At 57.5% G+C, this 26910-nt stretch carries 9 protein-coding genes and 1 tRNA gene; 4 read left to right on the top strand and 6 right to left on the bottom strand.

The window, feature by feature from the left end; genetic code table 11:
- Positions 1-33: 33 nt before the first annotated feature.
- Both QT231_RS16445 and QT231_RS16440 read left to right on the top strand, forming a co-directional pair.
- Complete coding sequence (locus QT231_RS16445; protein WP_308337931.1) at positions 34-720, top strand: SOS response-associated peptidase; 687 nt, start codon at positions 34-36, stop codon at positions 718-720.
- Positions 720-3584: an insulinase family protein gene (locus QT231_RS16440; RefSeq protein ID WP_308337930.1), complete on the top strand. Its 2865-nt coding sequence runs from the start codon at positions 720-722 to the stop codon at positions 3582-3584. Before QT231_RS16445 ends, QT231_RS16440 begins: the two co-directional genes overlap by 1 nt.
- A gap of 28 nt (positions 3585-3612) precedes the next feature.
- On the opposite strand, the gene sbcB is transcribed toward QT231_RS16440, so the two are convergent.
- The 4 genes from sbcB to minC form a co-directional block, all read right to left on the bottom strand.
- Complete coding sequence (gene sbcB / locus QT231_RS16435; protein WP_308337929.1) at positions 3613-5106, bottom strand: exodeoxyribonuclease I; 1494 nt, start codon at positions 5104-5106, stop codon at positions 3613-3615.
- Between the two features lie 94 nt (positions 5107-5200).
- Entirely contained in the window at positions 5201-5452 is a 252-nt protein-coding gene (gene minE / locus QT231_RS16430; RefSeq protein ID WP_007111776.1) for a cell division topological specificity factor MinE, read from the bottom strand.
- Positions 5449-6267 carry a septum site-determining protein MinD gene (gene minD / locus QT231_RS16425; protein WP_308337928.1) on the bottom strand — a complete coding sequence of 273 codons (819 nt, stop codon included), beginning with the start codon at positions 6265-6267 and terminating at the stop codon, positions 5449-5451. Before minD ends, minE begins: the two co-directional genes overlap by 4 nt.
- A 157-nt stretch (positions 6268-6424) precedes the next feature.
- Entirely contained in the window at positions 6425-7171 is a 747-nt protein-coding gene (gene minC, locus QT231_RS16420; protein WP_308337927.1) for a septum site-determining protein MinC, read from the bottom strand.
- Between the two features lie 246 nt (positions 7172-7417).
- Here minC and QT231_RS16415 point away from each other — a divergent pair, with 246 nt between their 5' ends.
- Positions 7418-10234, top strand: a complete 2817-nt coding sequence (locus QT231_RS16415; protein ID WP_308337926.1) for a DUF349 domain-containing protein — start codon at positions 7418-7420, stop codon at positions 10232-10234.
- Positions 10235-10296: 62 nt separating this feature from the next.
- Here QT231_RS16415 and phbB read toward each other — a convergent pair whose 3' ends face one another.
- Complete coding sequence (gene phbB / locus QT231_RS16410; RefSeq protein ID WP_308337925.1) at positions 10297-11043, bottom strand: acetoacetyl-CoA reductase; 747 nt, start codon at positions 11041-11043, stop codon at positions 10297-10299.
- Positions 11044-11314: 271 nt separating this feature from the next.
- Here phbB and QT231_RS16405 point away from each other — a divergent pair.
- Positions 11315-11391: transfer RNA gene (locus QT231_RS16405), tRNA-Met, on the top strand.
- Positions 11392-11832: 441 nt separating this feature from the next.
- On the opposite strand, the gene QT231_RS16400 is transcribed toward QT231_RS16405, so the two are convergent.
- The gene (locus QT231_RS16400; RefSeq protein ID WP_308337924.1) at positions 11833-26865 is read right to left on the bottom strand and encodes a carbohydrate-binding protein; all 15033 of its coding nucleotides are present in this window, start codon (positions 26863-26865) and stop codon (positions 11833-11835) included.
- Positions 26866-26910 lie beyond the last annotated feature (45 nt).

Below are 26910 nucleotides of genomic sequence, written 5' to 3'. Positions count from 1 at the left end.
TTCCGGGAAGATTTTAATGAGTAGGAGATAGGTATGACGGGGCGACTGCATGTGCAAAATCTACCGCTGGCCCGTTTACTGCCGACGCTCGTCAACGCCGAACCATTGGTTGAGTCGCCTAACTTAGCCCCCCGGCGGCCAATCTCGGCGATTCGACTAGAGCAGGGCCAATACCGGCTTTCGTCGCTTTTTTGGGGCCTGACGCCTCCCTGGCTGGAGGTACTGGATCACGCGCCCCACTGTGCCCGAGCGGAAACCCTTGGATCACGGGCGATGTTTCGCGATGCCTTTAGCGCGCGCCGCTGCGTTATTCCGGTGAGCGGTTTCTATGTCTGGAAAACCCAGCCGCGCAGTAAGCAGCCCTATTTAGTCACCCAGGTAACCCGGGCACCGCTTCTATTGGGCGCCCTCTGGTGCCGCTACCACACCACGTTAACGGCATTTACTGATTCGGCTGCTCTGATTACCGTGCCCGCCAATCTGCTGTTATCACCGTTAACTGACCGCTTGCCGGTGACCATTCCCAGCCATGCGCTATCCGCCTGGCTCAACCCCGACACCGATACCGAAACGCTTAATTCGTTATTAGCCCCTGCGCCATTGGAACTGTTGGGCGCTTTTCCGGTATCTAAACATGTCAATAATCCCGCCTACCAGTCACCGGCCTGCGCCCATCCCACCGGGTCGATGCTGCGCTGGGCTGTGTCACAGGAGCTGTAATGTTGCGATCCACTTGCTTAACCCGCTGGCGGCCTTTCCCCCAGCGCGCTCTATTCGGCGTTATTGCCAGTATCGCCATGGCGCCACTCGCCTTCGCCGCTAACCATGGCAATGATGCCACTGCCGACGCCATTGCTGAGACTGTCACCCCGATCACTAGCCCGTATGACAGCCGCGACTACCGCGTGCTGACCCTTGAAAATGGCCTCAATGCATTACTGGTCAGCGATCCGGAAGCTGACAAAGCGGCAGCATCGATGAATGTACGCGTAGGTAGCGCCCAAGACCCCGAGGACCTCCAGGGGTTAGCGCACTTTCTAGAACATATGCTGTTTTTGGGCACCGAACCCTACCCGGAATCGGATGCCTACCAGCGCTATATTTCCAATAACGCGGGCTCCCACAACGCCTTTACCGCGCAGCAGGATACCAACTACTTCTTCGATATTGAGCCGTCGGCGCTGCCGGGAGCACTTGACCGTTTCAGCGAATTTTTCCTCTCACCACTGTTTAACGCCGATCATCTGGAGAGTGAACGCAATATCGTTCACTCGGAGTATATGGCGCGTATTCGCGACGAGTCCCGGCGCGAGAACGATGTGCTCAATCAGTTGCTCAATCCTGACAACCCCACCACCGGCTTTGCCGTGGGTAGCCGGGAAACCTTAGCCAGCCCGCCTGAAGGCGAAGCCACGCTGCGCGAGCGGGTAATCGATTTCTATCACCAGCATTACGACGCCAATGTGATGAACTTGGCGATTGTGGCGCCGCAGCCACTGGATCAATTGGAAGAGCTGGTCGCCGAACGCTTTGCCGATATTCCCGACAACGACTTAAGCGTGCCGACGAGTGACGCGCCGCTGGTTGATTCAGACACGCTGCCCCGCTATATCGAGCGTCAGTCGCTGCAGGATCGCCGCCAGGTGAATTTCTACTTCCCGGTGCCCGACCCCACCGACGACTACCGCACAAAACCCACCCAGGTGATCGCCCACTTGCTGGGCGATGAGGGTGAAGGCAGCCTGTTAGCAGTGCTGCGCGATGCAGGCCTGGCCGATGGTCTCTCTGCCGGAGTAGGCCGCGGTGATGGTAACGAAGCGCTATTCACTATCTCTATCAGCCTGACGCCAGCAGGCGCCGAACGCTTGGACGATATTGAAGCCACCCTGTTTGCCGCCATTGAGCAACTGCGCAACGACGGCCTCTCGGAATGGCGTTACCAGGAGCAGGCAGATCTCAATGAGCAAGCCTTCCGCTTCCAACAGCATGGCGCCCCGCAGCAAGAAGCCACGCGCCTCTCCATGAGCCTATCGCGCTACCCGGTAGAAGACGTTCAGTACGCGCCCTACCGCATGGATGGCCCCGATACAGAACTTCAGCAGACCTATTTAAACGCGCTAACGCCAGACAACATGCTGCGCTTCTACTCGGCGCCGGATGTGGAAAGCGACACCGTTTCACCGTGGTTTCATACTCAGTGGAGAGAGCAAGCGCCTGACCAGCCAGGACAGGCGCTTAGTGGCTTAGCACTGCCGGGGCCCAACCCCTTTATTGCCAGTGATTTAACGCTGCTGGAAGGTCAGGATGAACGTCCCAGCCTGCTGGTTGATACGCCATCGTTTAGCGCTTGGCATATGCAGGATGAACGCTTTGACACCCCCAAAGTTGAGTGGCGCATTAGCCTACAAAGCCCCACCGCCAGCTACTCCGCCGAAGAAGCCGTACTCACTCGGCTCCTCGCCAGCTGGCTCAACGACAGCTTGAATGAATCTCTCTACCCAGCGTGGCTGGCAGGACAGTCGTTTAGCGCCTACCCCCACGCCAGAGGCATGACGCTATCGTTCTCTGGCTGGCGTGATGGCCAAACCCCGCTGATTGAACAAACCCTTGAGCAATTAGCACACGCAGAGATCACTAACAGCGCTTTCGAGCGCGTGCGCTACCAGCTGCAGAGGGAGTGGCGCAATGCGCCTCAGGCGTCGCTCAGCGGCCAAGCCAGCCGCACTCTAGGCGAAGCCCTGCTGACACCACAGTGGTCTACCGCCGAGCTTCTTGCCGCCAGCAGACGCTTTAACCGCGGCCAACTTGAAGATTTCCGCAAACGCTTTCTAAATGACCTGTATGTCGATGCCATGGCGGTGGGTAACCTGGATGCTGACCTGGCCCATGAACAGACACTGCTGATGCGTGCCAAGCTCAAGCCACGACTAACCCGCGACGCTATTGCCAACCTAACCCCGCTTGCGGCTAGTGAAGAGCACAGCGTACTGCACCCTCACAGCTCTCGGGATGAGTCCTTGGTACTGCGCTATCTACAGGGTCGCAATCAGACGCCAGAGGAGCAAGCCACTACCGCGGTGATCGCCCAGTGGTTGGAAACGCCCTTCTACCAGCAGTTACGCACCGAGCAGCAGCTTGGCTACATCGTTAATGCGGGCTATTCGCCGCTGCTCGAAGCCCCCGGCATTGCACTCATGGTGCAATCTCCCGACGTAGACAGCGGCACCATTGCCGAACGCATGGACGCGTTTCTTGACGAGGCTAGCCAGCGTCTTGAAGAACTTAGCGACGATGACTTAGCGCCTTATCGCCAAGCGGTCCACGACCAGTTGCGCCAGCGCGATACCAGCCTTGCGGGTATGACTAACCGCTACTGGCAGGCAACGGCGTTGGAAGACGTTCGCTTCGACCGCCGCGATCAGTTGGCCAAGCTAGTGTTGGACGTTAGCCTTGAGGATATAAAAAACCTGTGGCCATCGCTGCGCGAGCACACTCTGGATATACGCTTTAATCCAGGTGACGAACCCAGCGATGTAAGCGATTACCGCGAAGCACGCTCAGCGCTGCCTAAAGTGCGTGAATAAACAGCGCTGTTAGACCATCGACACCGGCTCAGGCGTCAAACGCCTGGGCCGGCATCATCGCCTCCACGAACATCACCAGCTCTTCCAGAATCTGCCGCTCGCGATCAGTGAGAGTTTGCTGATTGTACTGCTCAATTTCCCGCGCAAACGCCTTCAGGGTAAAGCCTGCCAAGGCTGGATCATTGATGCGCATCCAGCGAAACGCCTCCCACTGCTCGCGCTCCTCGCCTTCCAGAGTGTCGGGGTAGCTGCGCGCGCGATAGCGAAACAGCATCTCTTCCAGGCGCGGATCCTGAAACGCAAAGCGCTGCCCGACCAGATCCCACGGTTCCATCTCTCGCACCCGTTCCATCTGCTGGCGATCCGCGGCGGAGAAGAAGCTGCCCGAATAGAGCATTAGATCAGGGTCTTGTGGGGCGTCGTCGTAACCGGCGCTAAACACCTCTGCGACCTTAGCAGCGACACCATTGGCATCACGCAGAGTTTTCCAGTGCTGCCGGCATGCCGCCACATCCAAACCTAAGCGCTCGACGATGGTGCCGTACTCGCCCTGATTAGGCCCCTCGACATCTTTCAAAGCACTGGCGGGGAACACCACCGGGCATCGGTTAATATGGATCACCTTCAGCGGAATACGCGCCTCGCCTTCGGCTAAATCCTGCTGACTGACAAAAACCCGCTCACGAATCTGCTCCGCCGACATGCTCAGCATATCGCTGGGATCAACGCTCAAATCGTAAACGATCACCCCATTAGGGTTAGTCGGGTGTTCGGCTAGCGGCATCACTAACGCACTACAGCCCCGGCTGGCGGGATAACGACGGGAAATATGCAGCAGCGGCTTGGCGTTGGGCAAATCGAGCTGTTTAGCCACTGCACGCTTACCGCGCAGGCCGAGCAGATAGTCAAACAGCTTGGCATTGCGCGCTTTGAGCAAACGCGCCAAAGCGATAGTGGCCCGCACATCGGCTACTGCATCGTGGGCGCCCTCATGGGCAATGCCGTTAGCTGCGGTTAAGTGCTCTAGCTTGAAGCTGGGCGCGCCGTCTTCGCGCAGCGGCCACTCGATTCCATCCGGGCGCAGCGCATAAAAGGCGCGCACAACATCGATTAAATCCCAGCGGGAATTGCCGTTCTGCCACTCACGGGAGTATGGATCAAGCAAATTACGATAAAACAGATGCCGCGAGACTTCGTCATCAAAACGCAGGCTGTTGTAGCCCACCACGCAGGTGCCCGGCTCGCTCATATGGCGTTGAATCTCGCCCGCGAATTCTGCCTCGGGGAGACCATTGCGTTGGGCTTTTTGCGGGGTAATGCCGGTGATCAAACAGGCGGCCGGATGAGGCAGATAATCGTCGGCGGGTTTGCAGTAGAGCTCAATCGGCTCACCGATCTCGTTCAGATCGGCATCAGTACGCAGGGCTGCGAACTGTGCTGGCCGATCGCGACGCGGATCCGCCCCGAAGGTCTCATAGTCATGCCAGAGGAAACTGGCAGGGGCAGCATTGGGTGGCGCCATGGACAATCACTCCGCTGGGCAATGAAAAGCCCAAGCCTAGCACACCCGCCACCCCTTTCGCCCCGTCTTCAGTTTCTAACCCCAGGCAGAGGGCTCAGCTCTTTGGAAGCGTAACGTTCAGCTCCAGCACAGAGCAGTTGTCTTCGCTGTCCAAGGAAATTTGAATGGCGTCGTCGTCCACGTGGACGTAACGACGTATCACCTCAAGCAGTTCGCGCTCAAGCATCGGCATATAGTCGGGCTGACCGCGCTGGCTACGCTGATGCGCGACAATAATTTGCAAACGTTCTTTGGCTACCGAGGCGGATTTTCTGCGCTCACGCTTCAAGAACTCAAGCAGTTTCATCGACGACCTCCCCCGAACATACGGCTCAGCAGGCCCTTGCGTTGCATTTCATGGAAACGCAGCGGCATGTCTTCACCGAGCAGGCGCGATACCGTATCACTGTACGCTTGCCCCGCATCGCTGGAGATATCGTGGGTAACGGGCACGCCCTGGTTAGAGGCACGTAGCACGGCCTCTGATTCAGGGATCAAGCCCAGCAGATTGATCGCCAAAATCTCGCGGATATCGTCCAGCGTCAGCATATCGCCGGAGGTCACTCGTTCGGGGTTATAGCGCGTCACTAGCAGGTGCTCCTTGATAGGATCATCGCCCTGCTCGGCACGCCGGGTTTTAGAGGCCAACAGGCCTAAAATACGGTCAGAGTCACGCACTGACGATACTTCGGGGTTGGTGACAACAATCGCCTCGTCGGCAAAGTACATGGCCAACTGCGCACCGCGTTCGATACCGGCGGGTGAATCGCAAAGAATGAAGTCGAAATCTTCTTTCAACTTCTCCAAAATCTCTGCAACGCCCTCTTGGGTAAGGGCATCTTTATCGCGGGTCTGGGAAGCGGGCAAAATAAATAGATTCTCGACGCGCTTATCACGAATCAACGCTTGGTTAAGCCCTGCTTCACCTTGAATCACGTTGACTAAGTCATACACCACGCGTCGTTCGCAGCCCATGATCAGGTCGAGATTACGCAGGCCCACATCAAAATCAATGACGACTGTTTTTTTACCGCGCAGCGCAAGTCCTGTCGAGATGGCTGCCGCACTAGTGGTTTTACCGACCCCTCCTTTACCAGAGGTCACTACAATTATCTTGGCCAAGAGTCACTTCCTTCTTGAAGTCGTTCGTCGCGAGCGCGAGTCAGTTGGCGCTCAGCGCATAACGGGAACGTCAATGTCATCAACATGCCATACTGTAACGGATAGCGTCTTCGGCGTCGCTAGGCATGAAGCACCAACGCAGCCTCATACAAATACCTTAGCCCAGTGGCTTAATTTCAAGCTGTTCTTTTGTAAAGTGAACTTCTGCAGGACGCCCCAGAAGTTGTGCGTCGATATCTTCCGAACGCTTATAATTGCCTGCCACTGAAAGCAGCTCAGCCTCCAGTTCGCGGCAATAAATACCCGCCTGGGTATTACCATGAATGCCTGCCAGTGCACGACCCCGCAGTGCACCGTAGACATGAATACTGCCGGCCGCCAGCACTTCCGCCCCGGCATTCACCGCCCCGATGACCACTAAATCACCATCAGAGGCACTTACTTGCTGCCCAGAGCGAACGGTACCGCGATAAAGCCGCGTGGCAAGCGTTGGCGCTTCGGACTCGCTCACTGGCTCCTCACGGACGACCTCCTGCACCGGCGAGCTACCGACACTTTCCAGCACCCGCGCACGCCCTTCTGCCACCGGCGGAAACCAACCCAACCCCAGCGCCCAGGCCGACTGGCGAACCGGCTCAGTGCCACCGCGCACGGCCACCGGCAACAGTTTATGGTCACGGCACACGGCACAAATACGCTCAAGGGCTAAGTGGGGTTCATCGAGTTTTTCCACGCTGAGCACAACCGGTGTATGCTGAAAGAAAGCGGGGGACTGGGAAAATTTGCCAGCCAACTGCTGCCGGATTTGCTCCGGGTCAGCACTACTTAGCTCCATGACGGTCATCGGCAGCATGCCGCCTTTGAAGGTAAAGGCCACTACGGCACTATCCACGTTAAGGCTCATGGCCGAACTCCCCGTCATGTTCATATAAGATTAAGGTAGCGTACTATCACGCATCTCGTCGTCTAGAAACACTGTAGTCTAAAAACAGTGTGGTCTAGAAGCAGTGTGGCCTAGAAAATAGCTGTTTGTCACACCATGCTTATTACAAGATAGCAATAGCAACGCCAAGCTAAGCGACTGCGCCGGTGACTGCAACCACCGAGCCGTTTTTTTCATGCTACGCATTTCATACTCGCAGGATGATCCATGCACGGACTGTTAAGACGCCTGTTCGCACCTCGGTGGCAACACCCTGACCCCGAGGTGCGCCGTCAGGCCCTCCAACGACTGAACCCCGAGCAAGCGGAGCAGCGTCAAGCGCTGCAGTCGCTCACTCAAGATAGCGATAGTCAGATTCGCCTTGCCGCTCTGTTGGCTCTGGATGACTGCGCAGGCCTGGTAAACGCATACCCCCATCATCAGCAGGATAAAACCTGGTTCAATGCGGTTTGCCAACGACTTAGTGGGCGAGAAGGCCATACTGACCTGAACCAGCGCCAGGCACTGGTTGAACAGGTCGAAGAGCCGCGGGTACTGAGTGCGGTAGCCCTGCAGGGGGACAACCTCAATCTGCGTTTGGTCGCACTGAGTAAGTTGAGCGACGAGAATGAGCTGATTCATCAAGCTTGCCACAATGGGGTGGCCGCCGTTCGCCATCAGGCCGCCGAGCGCATTGAAGATGAAGAGGGACTAAAACGGTTGCTGAAAGAGGCACGTCGAGACCGTCAGGTGGTTCGCCTGGCCCGGGAACGCCTCAACCGCCTGCGCAGCGACGCCCAATGGCTGGAAGCTGAAGAGCAGCAGCGCGAAACGCTTTTGAATCAGCTGGAGCAGCATGCCCGCGCGCCCTGGGAGCCTCTTTACGGTGGGCGTTTTCGACACCTTGAACGTCAGTGGGAGCAACTGAACCAGCCGGCCAGCGTGGAACAGGAGCAGCGCTTTCATCAAGCCGTGCTCAATTGCCGCAAAACACTTCACGACCACGAGACCCAGGAGCAGGCTCGCCAGCAGAGCGACGAGCGCCGTGAAGAAGCCGAAAACACCCGTGAGCAGCTGCTTGAAGGCATCGAAGAGACCCTCGACGGCCTATGCCACGCTTCCGCCATGACCGTGCAGGATATCGACAGCCTGCGAGCCCAGCGTCAGCTACTCGGCCAACGCTGGCAGGCGCTTTCCGATGTCCACCCACCCAGCGAGACCCTGCGCCAGCGCTACACGCTGGCGATGCAGCACTACGATCAGTGCCTAGAGGCGTGGCAGCGCTGGTGCGCGGTAAGCGCTCCCATCGAAACCGCCCTGGCCAGTGGCGACCACGCTACCCTGGCCACTCTGATTAGCGAATGCCAGTGGCCAGACACCTTAACGCCTCCGGCGCTGCTCGGCCGCGCCCAGGCTGCGTGTAATGCTGATAGCACCGCACCCTCGCAGCCTACAGAGGACAGCGCCACACTGGAGGCCCATAGCGCGGAACTCGACACCTTTGAGCACTTGCTAGAGCGCGGCGCCTTTAAAAGCGCCAGCCGACTGCACCAGCGGCTAAAACCGCGCATTGAAGCGCTGGAAAGCGCCGCCACCCAACCGCTCAAAACGCGCTTAAAGCACTTGGCCGCCCGGCTTGCGGAATTACGCGACTGGCGGGGGTTTGTCGCCGGGCCAAAGCGCGAGCAGCTATGTGCGAGCATCGAAGCATTGGCTGACGATCTCTACATGGCGGAAGAAGCGCTTGACCGCCACCATCGCCAGCTGGTCAAAGAGTGGAAGTCACTGGGCGATGCGGCGGCCAACCGCGAACAGTCTGCCCGTTTCCGCAGTGCCTCGGATCGTATCCACGAGCGTCTTGCCCCTTGGCGGGATCAGCTCAGTAAAGAGCGCGAGAACAACCTGAAAGCCCGAGAAGCGCTGTGTGAGCAGCTTGAAAGCCTGCTGGCTCAGCCCGCAGAAGATGCCGACCCCGATGTACTGCGGCAGATTCGCGACAAAGCGCGCCACCAATGGCGGCACTACAGCCCCGTTCCTCGTGAGCGCTCAGAGGCTGTTGGGCGGCGCTTTGGTACTATTCGCCATCAGCTACAGGCGTTGATTGATCAGCGCGCTGAAACGATCGCCTCGCAAAAACGCGAACTGATCAGTCAAGTGAGCGCACTGCGCAACGACGACAGTCAGCCGTTGGCCCAGCGCGTTCAACTGACCAAACAGTTACAGCAGCAGTGGCGAGCGCTAGGTCGAGCCCCAAAAGGCGAGGAGCAAACGCTGTGGAAAACCTTTCGCCACGAGTGTGACCAACTTTTTGCCCAACGCGATGCGCATAAAAGTGAGCAAGCAGCGCGCCAGCAAAAGCAGCTTGATGAGATGCAGGCTCTCATCGACGAAATGGATAGCTGGCAGCCTCTTGAGGCGAGTGAGTCGGCCACACTGGAGCGCTTTATCGAGCAGGCCAACCAGCTTGAGCCACTGCCCCGCAATCGACGCAGCGAAGGCATGCAGCGGCGGATGAGTGGCATTGTGCGCGCACGCCGAGAACGCCTAAACCGTTTGGCGGTCGCCGACACGGTTCAACATTGGCATGCGATTATGCCATTAGTGAACGCTCACTTGGCCGCCGACCAGCGCTATCTCGGCGAGGGAACCCCCAGCGATGTGGACGCGCAAACGTTTCTCAACACTTCCTTGCCCAGCGCTTTTCATCAGTCACATAACGTACGCAATCAACAGCGCCATAGCGTAGCAGTACCGCTATCAGACGCTGATCATGCTCGCATAGCCGATTCCCTTGCCAGGTTAAGAGTGCACCTCTCGATGCTGGCCGTGGGTAGCGTGCGGCAAAGCGATGAGCCGCTGCGTCTGGCGATTCAGGTAGAGCGTTTGAATGAAGGCTTCAATCAAGAGCGTAGCCGTGATCAAGAAGTGACCGACATCCTGGTTGCGCTATTGGCGCTAGGGCCAATGCCAGCCACACTATGGGAGGCTGAAGTGGAGGAGTTGGATAATCTGCTCAGCAGACTGGCGCGAGTGCCACTGCCGTAGCATTAGCAAGAAAAACGGGAGGCTTATAGCCTCCCGTTTGCCCTCTTCTCTTGGGCTAACCACTAGCCCATAAACTGACCACCGTTGATATCAATGTTTGCACCGGTAATAAATCCTGACTCCTTATCGGCTAGGAAGGTGACCAGACGGCCAATCTCCTCTGGCGTGCCATAGCGCTTCACTGGAATTGCTTCCCGAATTGCTTCGCGAACTTTTTCTGGAATATTCATGATCATATCGGTGGCGATATAACCCGGTGATACGGTGTTGACGGTAATCCCTTTGGTGGCTGTCTCCTGCGCCAGCGACATGGTCAAGCCATGCATACCGGCTTTCGCCGCCGCGTAGTTGACCTGACCAAACTGGCCTTTACGCCCGTTGATGGATGAAATATTGATAATTCGGCCATAACCATTCTCAAGCATCATCTCAATGACGCTACGGCAGGTGTTAAAAACGCTGTTGAGGTTGGTATCGAGCACTTCGTACCACTGCTCGTAGGACATTTTTTTCATGGTGCCGTCACGGGTGATGCCCGCACAGTTCACCAGCACACTAATCGGGCCATACTTGTCGTGGATTTCACGGGCACCTTCCAGGCAGGCGTTGTGGTCAGCAAGATCGACACCTGACAATTCGATATTGTTATAGCCGTCGGCTTGCTGCGTTTCCAGCCAGGTTTTGGCCTTGTCGGGGTTTCGATAACCCGCCACAACCAGATATCCCGCATCTGCCAACGAACGACAAATTGCCGTACCGATACCACCAGTTCCACCAGTTACCCAGGCGACGGGGGCTTGATTGGCCATTGACTACCTCCCTGATATGACAAATGGCTTGGATCTCAAAACATGCACGTTACGTCGCAAGCCATTGTGAATAAGCGCGACTGCGCCTGTATTACCCTAGTGCATTATTTGCTTGAGCAATGCACCAACGTAAGCTTTTTGTTATGGCTATTTAAAGCATAGCTGCACTCTCTCCATGTTGCAGCAGGATGCGCGCAACCGCTATAAGCCGAACGTGTTAATCCCCTTATTGACTTAACGCAAAATCTCTGTAGAATACGCCACACGTTGATGCGGGGTGGAGCAGTCTGGTAGCTCGTCGGGCTCATAACCCGAAGGTCATCGGTTCAAATCCGGTCCCCGCTACCAATATTTCGAAAGGCAGATCAGTTACTTACTGGTCTGCCTTTTTTGTTTTTGTTTGTCGGCTAATTTTCTCTATTACATTAGCTTTCACTATTACATCAGCAAGTTCTTCTAACGGCCCTCCAGGCGACTTTACTACCCCAATTTCGAAAATCATGCGTTTGAGCAGTGCATACTGGCATTGATCAGGGCGATGGCCACATACCTATTTAGCTCCTTTTGCGCCACGAACTGATCGAATTTGCCAAAGATACAATCCATCCTTTGCTGTCACTCAGAGAGCGTCTTGCGCAGTCCATAGAGAAACGGGGTATCACCCCGCCGACAGTGGCAAACCAAATTCACTGCGCGAATAAAGCCTGCGATTTCTCGCAGGCTTTATTAACACTTTTATCTCATCAGCACCGCCTCGCGGACTCTAGCAAGTGCTATATGATTCGAACATTACATCAAGACGCCTTGGTCATTTTCCTGCACGCCGCTGATGCTCACATCATCACTCATCGCAACGAGTTCTTCCTCCATGGACGAACCATCATTCATATCGCTGGCCATGTTCATCATATCCATGTTCAACACACTGGCCGCATTCACATCAGGATCTCGACTGATCTGAAACGAAGCCAGATCCTGAGAACCACCGTTGAAGGTAAGTCGCAACACCTGGACACCCTCTTCAAGATCCAGCGTTAGCGAAGGTCCGTCCAAATAGGTTCCCCAGGCGCCAGAGTTCGGCACCGACGCCGGGGCGGACTGTTCGTAAAAGACGCCATCCTGTTCAACCGCAGCAGAGATGGTGCGGCCATTATTGGGTGACGAGGTCACGAACGACAGGGTGTGGCTGCCAGCCTGTTCGACGTTGATGGTGTATTCCACCCATTCACCTTCATCGACCCAGCCTATCGCCTCGCCCTGCCCAACAATATCTACCCCTTCATCCGGGCGGAAGTCAGACCCAATCTGCACAGCATCGGCGTCGTTGTAGGCAACCTCCTGACCACCTTCGTCGAACAGAGCCGCATTAAGCGTCAAGCCTTCATCAGCATCCACCAACCATGGAGTGCCGCCTGCATTGAAAGCCTGCTGACCATCACGTGCCAAGCTGAACGAAGCCAGATCCTGCGACCCGCCATTGAAGGTCAATCTCAGCACCTGCTCGCCGGTCTCTAACGCTACCTGGGTGGCATCAGTGGGCTGGAAATTGCCCCAGCCACCTGTCGGCGATATCACCACCGGGTCAATCGACGCGTAGGGCGTACCGTCGCCTTTAGTAAAGGTCGCCGTGATGCTGCGCTGTGCACCGCTGCTATCACCAAGGGCAGACAAGAACGAAAGGTCGTAGACCCCAGCCTGTTGGATGTTAAGTGTGTATTCCACCCATTCGCCCTCGTCCACCCAGCCAATGGCGTCACCGTCACCGACGATATCCACACCATCACCAGGACGGAAGTCCGATCCAATCTGATCAGCCTCGGCATCGTTATAAGCAACGTTCTGCCCTCCTTCATCGTAGTTGACCGCATCTAGCGTGAAGTCACTACCCACCTGCCAGGGATTTCCGTCATCCGTGAAAGCTTGCTGGCCGTCGACGACCGGGGCCTCTTCTACCGCTAACGTGAACGCCGCCTGAACGCTATCCTGACCATCCGAAGCAGTCACGATAATGTCGAAGCTTCCCGCGCTAGTCGCCGTACCCGAGAACACGCCTTCCGTTGACATTGAGATTCCGCTGGGCAAGCCGCTGGCGGTATAAGTCAAGCTGTCCCCATCGTCATCGACAAAGGCATCCTCAGGTAGACTGAAGTTGATCGCTTCGCCTTCCACCATCGTGATGTCATCAATACCGGCCTCCACCTCAGGCGCCTGATTGACCGGGGTTTGATCAACGGGCACTAAGTTGAACGATGCGAGATCCATGGGCCCGCCATTGAAGGTTAGCCGTAGCACCTGCTCACCGGCTTCGAGCGTTACCTGGGTGGTATCGGTCTGGGTGAAGGAGGTCCAGCTTCCCGTTGGCGATACCCCGACCGATGAAGCCGTCACGTAGGGCGTATCGCCCTTGGCGAAGCTTGCGGTAATCGAGCGTGCGGCCGGGTTGGAGGAAGCCATAGAGGTGAGGAAGTCGAGGTCGTAAACGCCGTCTTCCGCCACATTGATGGTGTATTCCACCCACTCGCCGTCCTCGATGAAGCCGATCGCCTGCGAGGGCGTGGAGATATCCACCGCCTCGTCGGATCGGAAGGCATCGCCCTGATGGGCGGCGGTGGTATCGTTATAGGCGACGTCCTGGCCACCGTTGTCATAGAAGCGCGCTTCCAGACTCAAGCCCTCCGCGCCAACCTCCCAGGCAGTCTGGGTGTCATTAAAGGCACTCTGTCCATCGTTCAACGGTGCTTCGAAGTCCAGGGTGAACGACGCCAGATCCAACTGGCCACCGTTAAAGGTCAGTCTTAGCACCTGCTCGCCCTCTTCCAGTTCAAAGGTCAGCGGACCAACGGTCTGGAAGCTGGTGAAGCTACCGGTGTTAGGCAGATTCTGTACCTGCGCCGGGGTATAGAAGCCACCCCCCTGTTCGAAGGCCGCGGTGATGGTCTTGCCATCGGTGACCGCAGACGTTGAGAAGCTAAGCGTATAGGTGCCCGCCGTCTCCACGTTGAGGGTGTACTCGACCCACTCGCCATCGGCAATGTAGCCAAGCGCCTCGGTGCCGTTGGAGATATCCACCGCTTCGTCAGCGCGGAAGGCCGCCCCCTGGTGCGCAGCGGTGGTGTCGTTATACGCCACTCCCTGACCGCCGTTATCATAAAGCTTGGCTTCGAGGGTCAAGCCATCGTTGCCTACTGCCCAAGCTGTCTCACCGGCATTGAAGGCGGTCTGGCCCACCGGCTCGGGGTTGTCGATGAAGTTCGGTACGCCGTCGTTGTCATCGTCGTCGTACAGATCCACCCGGCCGTTGCCGTCAGCATCCTCCGCCCCGGTGGGATCATAGGTCTGGACGTTCTCGACCAGGAAGATATTGTCGTTGTAGTCGTAGTTAACCCCCGCGTAATCCTGAATCACGATATAGGTATCTGGAATCACGTTACCGGCAGCATCCTTGGCGATATAGACGCGAATCAGGTGACCATCGTTCTCGTCCCAGTTGAGATTGGTGCCCGGATTGCCGATAGCATCAATGGTGTCCTCATAAAGGTTGGCATCCGGATCCGACCAGGAAATATAGCCCTGGCGACCCGAAATCTCAGCGAAGAACCCAAAGGGTGCATCACGATCCAACGTCGTCGTGGTCAAGAGATCGCCATTGTTGAGCGTGCGCGGCAGTAGCGTCTGACCATCGGCCTCATCGTGGGCCAGAATCTCGTCGAGATCCCGGCTATCCACGTCGTGGATGAACAGGCGGGCCACGTCACCCTGGGTGTGGTAGGCCGCCAGTTGGGTGATCTTGATCGGCGAGCTACCGTCAGCACGCTGGAAGTAAGGCGACAGGATCTCGTCGCCATTGGCTTCCACCAGCCCCCCCTGATTCATCTGCCCCTCGGCCACATTGGTGGTATAGCCGAAGGCGTTGATGATCTCCTGAACGAGCGGTTCTTGGCCGCTCTCGGACTGGTTCTGGGCCAAACCGGCGAGCTGGATGACCTTCTCGCCCTCATCAGCATCGCTTGAGTTGATGACTAGGCTTGCCTCGTACAGGCTGGCATCGTTGGGATCATCGGCGATGAAGCGCACCGTTACGTCGATGGACTCGCCCGGCTCCAGGCTAATCGCCGCGAACGCCTCCGTCAGCTCGAACAAGGTGGTATCACTGACCTCAATACTGTTGATATCAAGGGTTTCGAAGCCATCGTTCCTGATCGTGATGGTGGCTTCATCGTGCACTTCCTGCGCGGCGTTGGCCGGATTTTCAATGCGCGACATTACTAGGCGATCATTGGATGGTACGCCGTCATTATTGATCACCGTCAACTCACCCCCGGCTACCGGCGTCACACCCTCAATGAGGAACATGTTGTCGTTGTAGTCGTAGTTGATGCCGGTGTAATCCATGACACCCAGATAGGTATTGGGAATCACGTTGCCCTCGGCATCCAGCGCCCGGAACATGCGCACCGTGTAGCCGCGCTCAATGCCTTCGGCATCCGCTGGCGGCGTGCCGCCCCCTTCAGGATTCAGCGATGGGTCGGTGGAGAGGTTCGCCACCTCGATGCCAAACACGCCCTGGCCGGTCCAGCCGCTGGGAATATCCGCCAAAGAGAAATTCGCGGTAGCAAACTGCCCATCGCTCTTCACAGGCAGAAGGCTCTGGTTGTTATCGCCAGCATGGTTGCTGAAGATGATGTCTTGGCCTTTATTACCAGGGTTATGGATACCCAGTGTGGCCCCGCCGCCGCCATGATATGCCGCCAACTGAGTAATTTTCGCTTCGCCAGCACCATCGGCCAGCGTCCAGTAGCGTGACAGTACTTCGTCGTCATTTACGGGGCGATAAAGGTCGAAGTCATTGAGTACGGAGTTTTCGCCGCCTCCTACGGTGGTCAGGCCATCGATGCGGTTACCGAAGCCGAAGACTTCCCAGACCTCGTTGACATTGGGTTCCCAACCGCCCTCGTCTCGCGCCTGCCAGAAGCCTGCCATGTAAATCTCGGCAATCGGCGAGTCGGCATCGTTGGTCGTCAGACGAATGCGCCCTTCGAACACTCCGTCGCCAGCGTCGTTGGTTGGCGGGGTGTAACTGTCACGGTCAAACAGCACCGTCACCTCCAGCGACTCTCCAGCGGCGAGCGTCAAGCCTTCGAAGATACTCGGATCTTGTAGCACGAACGGGCCATCGATATCGGCATCGAGAATTTCCAATGCCTCGCTTCCAGTGTTAGAAATCGTTACCGTTGCGCTCTCTTTGAAGTCTCGATCAGGATTCGAGGCGCTATTGTTCTCCAGGTAGCTGAAGTGCAGCCGGTCAGAGTAGTAGGCAGCATCGCCGCTTTGGATGGCAATGTCGGCGTTGTCATTACCCGAGACCGGTGTCACATCAAGGTAGTCCAGCTCATCGGCACCATCGGCAGTGGAAACCACTCGCAGGTTGTACTCCACGCCAGCCTCAAGCTCGACATAGGTGCCTTCTTCCCCGGCATCCCCCTGTCCCGGATAGGCCAGCACATCCACTGGCTGACCGTTGAGCGTCAGGGTCAGGCCCTGGCCATCGTTGGCACCGGCGTTAGCCGCAAGATCCAGGCGATAAAGGCCATCGGCATCCACCGTAAAGTAGAAATCGGCCGTCAGGTCGTTGATCGCTCGGGCATTGTCACCACTCTCCAGCTCAATGCGCGCACCGTCGGAGACATCGGCGTACACCGGCATAAAGGTATCGGTAGGTGCATCTGGAACCCGAAGCAGATCCACATTGGGACCATTGGCCTCAGGTGCCGTCACGCTGATGGTGTTGCTGCCCGCTTGCAGGTTGACCAATAGCTCCTGGAAGAACCAGTCGTTTTCCGCCTCATTGCTCTGACCGACGAAGTTGACCAGCCCTAAGTTAACGCCGTTGATGGTCACTTCCATCGGGCGGTCGGCTTTGCTCGCCGCCAGGGCGTAGCGGAAGCCGATTTCGTAGTTGCCGGTCTCATTGACATCGACAGTCCAGGTGATGGTTTGATCGCCTGTGCCATCGAAATCAACGTAGCCTTCGCCAGAGGCGTTGCGGTCATCAGCGCTTTCCGGCACCACTACAGGGCCATCAAGCAAGGCGCTCTCAGCCTCATATTCGGTGAAGCCTGGCGTGGTATCCGGCGGCGACTGCAGCACTTCAAGCTGGTCAATGTTGGGACCGGTATTATCCGTAGACTGCAACCGGACGGTGTTTTCTCCCACCACCAGCGACGCTGCCACGTCTTCGGTCAGCCACTCTGCCCAGGCCGCATCCCCGGTAAGCCCTGGAGGAGGACTAAAGTCGAACACTCCGACGCTAACGTTGTTGACGAATACCTCAAGTGGACGATCAGCGGTACCACCATTGGCATAGCGCAGCCGCAGCACCGACTCACCGGCCTGGTCGGCATTAAGATTAAAGCTGAACGTGAGGAAGTCGGCATTGGTGGCGCCGAAGTCTGCATAGCCGCCGGGCACACCGTCGTTATCGTTGGTATTGCCATCCAAACCAAAGGCGCCGGGGCGCAGTCCGTTAGGTAACCCTGCAGTGGTTTCTGGATTGTTAAGATCACGGATTTGTATCTCCGCGTCGGCAAGCGTCACGGAAGTGCCATCATTGGGGGTGTTATCTTCTGCCTGAATAACCAGCAGTGATACCAGATCGTCGCCTGGATCAGGGTCCACCGGATCCACCACACCGCCCGGTGCGGGGTCCAGACGAATGATTTGGCTCTGCCCATTACCCCGGTTCAAGGTCAGTAGATAGAGCTGGCCGGTCACCGGGTTCTCGATAATATCCAGCGGATCGACGTAGCTGATAACGTTACCTTCAGGATCGCGTAGCACGTCATCGCCGATCACATTGCCGTTGGCATCGAGGGTAATGCTGCGCACGTCATCACCGCCTGAGTATTCGGTGAACAGCAGATTGCCCTGAAGGTTGCCACCGAAAATACCGCTGGTGTATTCCACCGCGCCATTGGGTGATCGGTTCTCGCCCAGCGAATAAACGCCAGAGATATCGTAGCTCCCCTCGGGATTCGTTCCGGTTGGGTAGCTATCAACCTGGTTGGGATCAGTGCCCCCGGTGGGGTTGCCACCGTTCATAATATACTCATCCCGAAGCGGATTGGGGTGACCGTAATACCCCCCTTCGACGACCTTGAACAAATAGTCGTCCTGCTTCTCTACGTTAGTGTAACGCTCGTTCTCCGGCGTCGAGGGATCGTCCGGCACGTTGCCGCCCGCCGCCGAGCCGTTAGTCGGCACGTACAGGAAGCCGTTGGAGTGCCAGACCAGATCGTAGGCGTTGCGCGCCCCGGTGGCGAATAGGGTCAGTACCGCGCCTTCAGCAAAAGGATCGTAGTAGCTCTGGAGCACGGTGCCATCAGCGTCCTGCACCGTGGCCACACCGCGTTCGTCGAACACCAGAAACTCGCCGTTTCCCATGGGAATAGGATCATCCTTGGGATGGCCATCCGGGTCATTGAAACGGGTGTTCTGGCCGTTGTCGGGCACAGGTTCGGTGGAGACATCAAAGCCCCCAGGAGGCGCATCACGGGTCGGATCGATCTCCATCACCGAGGCATTTAGTAGCCGCTCGGGCCGGTTGCCCCAGGCGCTATCAGGCTCACCCATGGCCGAGTTGGAGCCCTGAATCAAATACAGCAGATGCGTCGGCACATCGGGATTGGTGGCCGCATCATAGTCGGGGTTGGCGCGGAACTCGAGACTATTGGTCACATGGTCGCCGTTGGAACGTGGCAGCCCGGTGATATAGGGCTCGGCAGTACCCGAGAACTCATTGCCACCGTCCAGCGTGATTTTGGTAATGCGTCCGCTGAATTCCGGCACGCCGTTATCGCGCCCGTTGAGGGGGATGGGATAGTTATCGGTGATCCACAGCACGTTCGGATCGGTGGGGTCGACCGTCAGGCCGATGATGCCACGTTGCTGACTCTCCCCGGGCTGGTCGAAGTAATCGCTCGGCAGGCTTAGGTCCTGGCGGTTGGATAGCGAGCCGTCGACCGGATCGACGTTGTAGCGCAACAGATCACCGCCGATGGTCGCGATGTACATGAAGGCGCCGTCGGGGCTCATCTCAAGCGATGTGAAGCCATAGGCATTGTCGGCAGCACCGTTGAGCTCAACCACATCGTTGAAGGCCACGTCGCGGGCGACGACTTCCGGCTCTTCACCGGTGACGAAGGTGTTAGTGTACTTCTGGAATTCCCGGGTGGGCGCATCGGCATCATCGTTGGGGCCGCGATCCTGGAAGCCATCGATCACCAGGGTATAGCTGGTAAACGGCTTGAGCATCTGGCTGGGTGAGATGGTCAGTGAGTCAAAGCCGCCGGTCGTATTAACGTTGAACGAGACCTCTTCACCGGTAACCGTTTCGAATAGCTTCACCGAGCCGTCGTTTAGGCTTTCCAGCAAGGCACCACCACGCCCGTCGACCACCGAAATACCCACGAAGATATCCGAGGTCGGATCAACACCGGTGGGGACAGCGCCATCTTCTCCGTCGAGGTCAACCTCCACTTCATTCTCCCCGACGCCAGCAATAGCACGGGCATCGGTGAAGAAGGCATAGTCCTGCGGCGCTTCACGATCATCCTCCGGGGTCAGGTCGGGAAGCGACTGGATCTCAATGTACTGAATCTCAGTATTCTCGTTATCGAGACCCAGCGAATCCAGCGTCAGACGACCGTCGCTCACCTGTACGATGCGAGTGACCAAGTCAGAGCGCACGCCCTCGGTATCGTCGCCCGGATTGCTGTCCGCCGGGAAGTCGTCAGGGCGGAACGGGGTGAAGGGATCGTTGAACAGCTCGCCTTCTGCATTCAGCACATTGCGGCTGTCGTACGGCCCAGAGGTATCGCCAATCGAAATGGTGACCTCGTAGTAGCCGTCTTCCAGCTCTATTTCCCAGCCAGCGCGCACATACTGGCTTCCAGGCTGGTCAAAATGGGCATAGGTGCCCTGACGCGGATCAAGCCCCGCAATATCATCGGTGCGGTCGTTGACCGCCACGTTGGTAAGGCTCGAAATATCTAATGGAATGGTACCGGGCTCGTCATCGTAGATCGACGCCTCGGTGACCCAGCCATATTGGTAGGTCTGGCCGTCGATGGTCACCGATTGAGTGCCGAAAGCTTTGCCGTTGTCGGCAATGTAGCCTTCCGGTATCGCAACATCTTCGGGTTGGAAGTTGATCTTGACCGAGAAGCGGTCAACCGGTTCCACCACATCCGGCGGCTCGACAGCGTCCCGCGTGACGCTCAGGCTATCGATGTTGGGGCCTGCATTGCCCACGTTCTCAAGCCGGATCGTATTGCTGCCCGCCTCAAGCTCAACTTCGATAGTGGCTTCTTGCCAGTTCAACCAGCCGGCGTTGCCTTCACCCGTGAGGGGGAAGGCCATCTCACCCTGGGACTCGCCGCCCACCAAAATATTCATGGGCCGGTCAGCACCGTCTCCACCGCCATTGGTGTAGCGCACGCTCAGGGTATAGGTGCCCGCTTCTTCGACACTCACGTCAAAGAAGGCCGCATCACCGGCTTCGCCACCCATGTCCAGATAGCCAGTGCCGGTATAGCCATCCCATAGCCCATCGGGGCCAGCCGCTTCGTTGGTTTCAGGATTATCGGCGTCACGCACCACTGTATCCGGGGTAGGCTCATCGTCATCGATCGAAAGAGCCTCGCCCTGAATTTCGAACAAGAAGGGCTCGGCCGGAGGTTCGCTACCATCGTCCTGTTGGTAGTCGAAAGTGATCTGGTCGATGTTGGGGCCGTTGCCCACACCGCCGTTGGGCGCAGTGGGAATGGTCAACGTGAAGGTATTAGCGCCTTCATCAAGCGTTACCTCTACCTCTTGCTCCAACCATTCATCCCAGGGGTCGTTAACGCCATCGTCCGCCGCATTGACAAAGGGAACCTGAGGCTGAGCGGTGCCATTCACCGCCAAATCCAATGGGCGAGGCGCGGCTCCACCGTTGGCGTAACGAATCGTGGCCGTGTAGGTACCCGCCGCTGGCGCATCGATGTTGAAGGTAATTTGATCGCCGGCATCGGTGCCGAAGTCCAAGTAGGCGTCACCGACGGCTCCCTCACGGAAGTTACCAAAGTCATCGGGATTGTCTGCATCTACCACGCGCGTGACGGCTCCTTGGGCAGTGCCGCCGACATCGGTAACGATGGCGTCTTCACCCTGAACGGTAAAGGGCTCCACCACCACATTGCCGTCACCAATGATCACGCTTTCGTTTGCCTGAGCCTCGTTGCCCACAGCGTCGGTGACGATCAGCGTCACGGTGACGTCACCGCTTTGGCCACTGAGATCCACCGTGATATCACCATTTTCTTCCGGCGTTACTTCCGTGCGCGTGGTGCCGCCGTCGAAGCTGACTTCGTACATCACGATATCGGCATCGGCACCGGCCACATTGAACAGCGCCGTGGCAAGTTGATCAGGCTCAAGGGTGGCTTCGGCGGCGGTCAGCGTCAGATTACCATCTTCGTCTGCACTGTCATCGACGGGAATCGGCCCTGTACCCCCTTCAGTGATTTCGATCCGGTCGATATTGGGACCGGTGGTCGCGCCTTCTGGAATCGCCAGTTCGATGCTGTTGCTACCCGCCTCTAAGGTGACAGTGACGGTTTCGAACAGCCAGTTGTCGAATCCTTCTACCGGCCCGGTGCCATCCGGATCGGTCGCCAACATATCGAGGACGACCGGGGTGCCGCCATTGATCACCAGATCCAGTGGACGATCGGAGTTGGTGGCGTAGCGCACGCTGATGTCGTACTGACCCGCCTGGGCTACATCGACCTGCCAAGTAACGTTATCGCCAGCGGTATCGCCGAAGTCCAGATAGCCGGTACCGGAAAAGTCCGGACGCAGGCCGTTTTCTAAATCCGGGTTATCTTCGGGATTGCCCGCATTGCGCACCGTGGTATCCGTTGCATTGGCGTCGTCATCGAAGCTGGTCACCGTGCCGTCTTGGATCTGCAGGCTGAGTGGCGTGAAGGGGGCTTCGTCGACGTCATTCACGGTGACTTCCAGGGTCTGAACATCGGTCAGATCACCGTCAGTGACCGTTACTTCTACTTCGTAAACACCGTCCTCGTCATCATCCACCGCCAGCTCGAAGTCGCGGGCGCTGGTGAAACTCAGTACGCCGGTCGCCTCATCGATAATGAACAGCGGTGCATCAATGCCGCCGGTGATAGCAAATACCGGCGCGTTGAGCCCGGTGGAAGCACCATCTTCGTCGACCACTGGAATCGCACCGATCTCGGTCAGATTCTCATCAATGGAGTAAGTCGTCTGATCGATGACGATACTTTCGTTAATATCCGCCACCGTGATCAGGGTGTCCTGGGAAACGCTGTCTTCGCCGTCGGAAACGGTCACCGTGAGCTCATAGACGCCGTCTTCATTGCTGTCGGCAGCAAGCTCTGCGTCTGGCTGGTTGATGAACGCCAGCTCGCCGGTTGCCTGATCAAAGCTGAAGAGCGCTGCGTCGGCACCGGATAGCGTGACGGTCAGGCTGTCACCATCGGCATCGTCGATCACCAGGTTAGCCACGGCTGAGCTGTTTTCGTCGACGCTAACGTCGGTAGAGAGGCCTTCAAGCGTCGGCGCCGAGTTAACCGGCTCATCGATTCGCTCGAACGTCAGCGAATCGATGCGCATTTGTTCGCCACCGGCACCTCGCAATTCGAGACTTGCTAAATCACCAGCAGTCACCTCAAAGGGCGTTTCAAAGACGATTTCCTTGCGGTTACCGCTCTGCCCTGCATTCCCCCTTGGCCCGCTGCCCACGATGGTGCCAAAGTTGTCGTTGAGCACCACATCGGAACTTAGGCTATCACTTGCACTATTACGCGCCTGCAGGACGGTATCGCCAATGGTGAGCGTTAATGCACCTTCACCATCGTTTTCATCAAACACATACAGCCGCGCCACGTACCAGCCAGGCTCGACACCACCAGCGGCCAGGTCGGTGCCGATGGTGGCGGGTTCATTACTGGTCAGCCGGATCAGCTGTTCATTGGACGCGCTCGCACTGCCGGTCACAATCAAGTTGGCGGCATCCAGGTCGGTGAAATTTTCCGCCTCGATGGTGATGGCGTCACCCACCTGCGTGCCTTCGATAACGAAGCTCAGCGTTTGGGTAGCTGAAAGGCCAGACGGATCGGTGGCGCGAATCACCACGTCGAACGAGCCCCCTAGGCTGGGAATGCCCTGGATAATGCCGTCCACCACCTCAAGCCCAGCGGGCAAATCCTCGGCGGAGAGCGTCAGGGTATCGCCGTCAGGGTCGGAGAACAGTGTGGCGAAGTCCGCAAGCGGAATCTGGATGAAGCTCTCACCCACTTCACCGAAGTAAGGTTCAAGCGCAACAGGCTCAGCGGCTGGCGCATCGTTGACGTTCTCGACCGTCAGCGTGAAGTCGGTCGAGGTGCTGGCGGTACCGTCATCGGCGGTCACCGAAACGGTGTAGTTGCCGGGTGCCAGTCCTTCGAGACTGCCGCTCAACACTTGGCTATCCACGCTCAGGCCGTCCATACTGATCTCTTGGCCGTCGCTGTCGGTCACCACGAAGCTGTAGCTCAAGGCATCGCCATCATCATCGACGAAGGGCAAATCGACCTCGATGTTTGCGCCTTCATCCAAACTCAGATCTGCGATACCACCGCCTACCACACGAGGCGCGCTATTGGTTTCCCCTGCCTCTTCTTCGGAAAGGCTCACGGCGCTGAAACTTGTACTACCCTTTGCGCCTAAATCATCGTCGTTGACGAATACCAGCGAGTCGATAGTGATTCCGGCATGCGCCGACAGGTCGATGGTGAAGCGGAAGCTACCGTCGCCGTTGTCGACACCTTGGCCGCGCAAATCAACGAAACCACCCTGGGTCTGGGTACCGCCTAGTTGGTAGACGCTATTGCCACCGTTGAAGGGGTTTTCGTCAGCATCGAAACCGATCGCGACAATTTCCGGTACCGGCGCGTCCGAAATCGCCACATCCAGCGTCAGCAATGTCTGGCCGGTAATGGTGTAGCTGCTTGGCAGTTCTGCCCGTTTCCAGACGTTATCGGTCAGCGAAAGCGTGGCGCCGTCGTCTTCCACCGTAGCGCCGGTACCGCTTGCCGGGTTGTCCTGGGTGTCGTTATAAGCGCTGATGGTCGCATTGTCGAAGCTGACATCGATCGCCACCGGGCCAGGCGCCGCGGCTAGCGTGACCGTATCTTGCACCGTGGCTTCGTTACCGGCGGCGTCGGTGACAATTAGCGTCACCGTTACGTCGCCCGGGCCCTGGCCGCTAAGGTCAACCGTCAGGCTGTCACCATCGCTAGAGGCAGTTTGGCGCGTCTCGCCACCGTCAAAGCTGACTTCGAGGATCGAATCGGCATCAATACCGGCAACGCCGAACACCACTGCGTCGCTGTCCCCAGTAGCGATCTCGGCACCCGGGCCCTCAAGGGCTAGATCATCACCTTCATCAGCCGTGGTATCCAGGGTAAGGTCAATTGACTGCTCGACACGGTTACCAAAGGCATCCATGGCGATCAGAGTGGCTGTGAGGTCACCGTCGCCACGGCCAGAAAGATCGAGAGTGAAGCTGCCGTCCGTATTAGGCGTTACCTCCTCAACGGTGACGCCGCCATCAAAGCTTATCCCCACAGACGCAATGTCTTCATCGAGCCCGGTCACACTGAAACCAGCCTCGCCCACGGCTGCGCCGTTGATCAAGCTGTTGTCAGCGCTGAACACCAGCGGCGTTTCATCGGCATCCGCCTGAACATCGCCGACCGGGCCGGTGCCCGCGGTCGTGACTTCAAGTCGGTCAAGGTTCGGGCCACTCCCAGCTCCTTCGGGAATGCTTAGGACGATCGTATTGTCGCCTGCAACGAGTTCGGTAGTCAGGCTTTGATAGGCCCACACATCGAAGCCTTCCGGTGCTTCGTTAGTTGCATTGGGATCCGTGGACGCAAAGGCCTGCTGCGCCAGCGGCGAACCGTTGACGGCAAGGCTCATCGGACGGTCGCCGCTGCTGGCATAGCGGAAGTTCAGATCATAGCTGCCGGCTTCGGCGACATTGACCGTGAAGGTTAGGCTATCTCCCGGCGCACTGCCGTAGTCGACATAGCCGGTGCCGGAATAATCAGGACGAAGCCCTTGAAAACTTGTCCCGCTTTCGGGGTTCTCGGCGTCGCGCACCAAGGTGCCTGCGTCATTACCAGCCCCGAGATCGGCGTCTTCAGCCTGCATCACGATGGCATCGATCACTGGCGTCGTGGGGTCGACCGGGTCTGCCGCCACTAGCGCCACCTCTAACTTATCGATATTGGGGCCGTTGGCAGCGCCGCCGAGGCGTAGGGTGTTGCTGCCCCCGGCGAGAGAGATTTCAATGGTTTCGGTGGACCAGCCTTCCCATTCGGTCTGTCGAGTCGGGTTGTTACCGCCAGGGCCCGCTGGCTGATTGGCCGTGGGCACATCACTGACATCGTCGGGGTAGTAGTTCGGCTCCGCCGTCGGGGTGAAATTGAACGTACCTACCTGGGTCACCCCCCCCTCGTCCACCAAGGAGAGATCCAACGGACGCGCCGTACTGGTCGCATAGGTCACCGTCACGCTGTAGGTGCCCGAAGTGGCGACATCCAGAGTGAACTCGCCGTAGGCATTGGCATTGTTGAATGCCCAGTCGAGATAGCTTGCGCCCTCGGCGCCCACACGGAAGGTCTCCAGCCCATCGGTTAAGTCGGCGATGTTGTCGACGGTGACCACGCGGTTGGTCGCACCGTTTTCGTTGTCGGCCAATGGCGAAAGCACGAGATCTTCCGCCTGAACAACGTACACATCCGGATCCGGTGCGCGGACTTCCAGGTAGTCAACATTAGGGCCGCTAGCGCCGTTAGAGGTAAAGATTACCGTGTTCTCGCCCGCCTCGAGCAGTACGCGAATGGTACGTTCACCGTAGTCGCTGAAGTCGGTTGAAGTACTCGTGAGTGTGGTACTGGGCAGATCGAACATGCGATCCACTAACTGGTCGTTGACGTCCAGCCGTAGGGGGCGGTTTCGATCGGTGCCATCGTCGTTTTGACTAAGCGCATAGCCCAGCGCCAGTTCGTACTCACCCGCCTCTTCAACGCTGAACGTGAACGTCAGTGTTTCACCACCATTAACACCGTCGCCATAGTCCACATAAGCTTGCCCGTCGGCATTGACCGCATTCGGCTGGCTGAGGGGGTCATCGACCACGTTAATACCGGAGCCCGCAATAACCGCCGAGACGCCATCGCTGTCGTCAGCATCTTCTGCCTGAATCCGGATCGGAGTGAAGGTATCTGCTATCACCGCCTGAACTGCAAAACCATCGTCAGCTTGTGGAAGCACCGGGTCATCGACGAGCGCAGCACTCTTAGTCTCAAGAGACGCTTCCTCTCTTGACTCTGGAAGCGTCTCTTGAGACGTATCACTCTCTGGTACCACATCTAAATCAATCGTCATGCTTGAATTGGGCAGCACACTGCCGGACTCATCCATCGCTTCAATGCGCATCTTCAACCTTCCCAACGCTGGCATAGGCAAGTTTTCGAAAACGAAGGGACGTTCGAAACTTTCAAATACCGAGATTTCATTACGAGCATCTTCCCACGCCAAGCGTATGGCCTTGATAGACGACTCCCATGGGCTGGGATGTGGAACCACGTGTAACTGATGGTCATGAAACGTATCTCTACCCCAGCGCCCGCCTTCATGAACGGTTCCCAGTAAAGACTTCGCCTGACCGGAAACAAATGACATTGAAAACATGGTTCACCTCACGGTTTTCATTAGAATTCTGCAAGCGCACCAGCG

It is taken from the genome of Halomonas sp. SpR1, assembly GCF_031010175.1.
Classification (GTDB): domain Bacteria; phylum Pseudomonadota; class Gammaproteobacteria; order Pseudomonadales; family Halomonadaceae; genus Vreelandella.
This window is presented reverse-complemented; position numbering and strand designations above follow the sequence as displayed.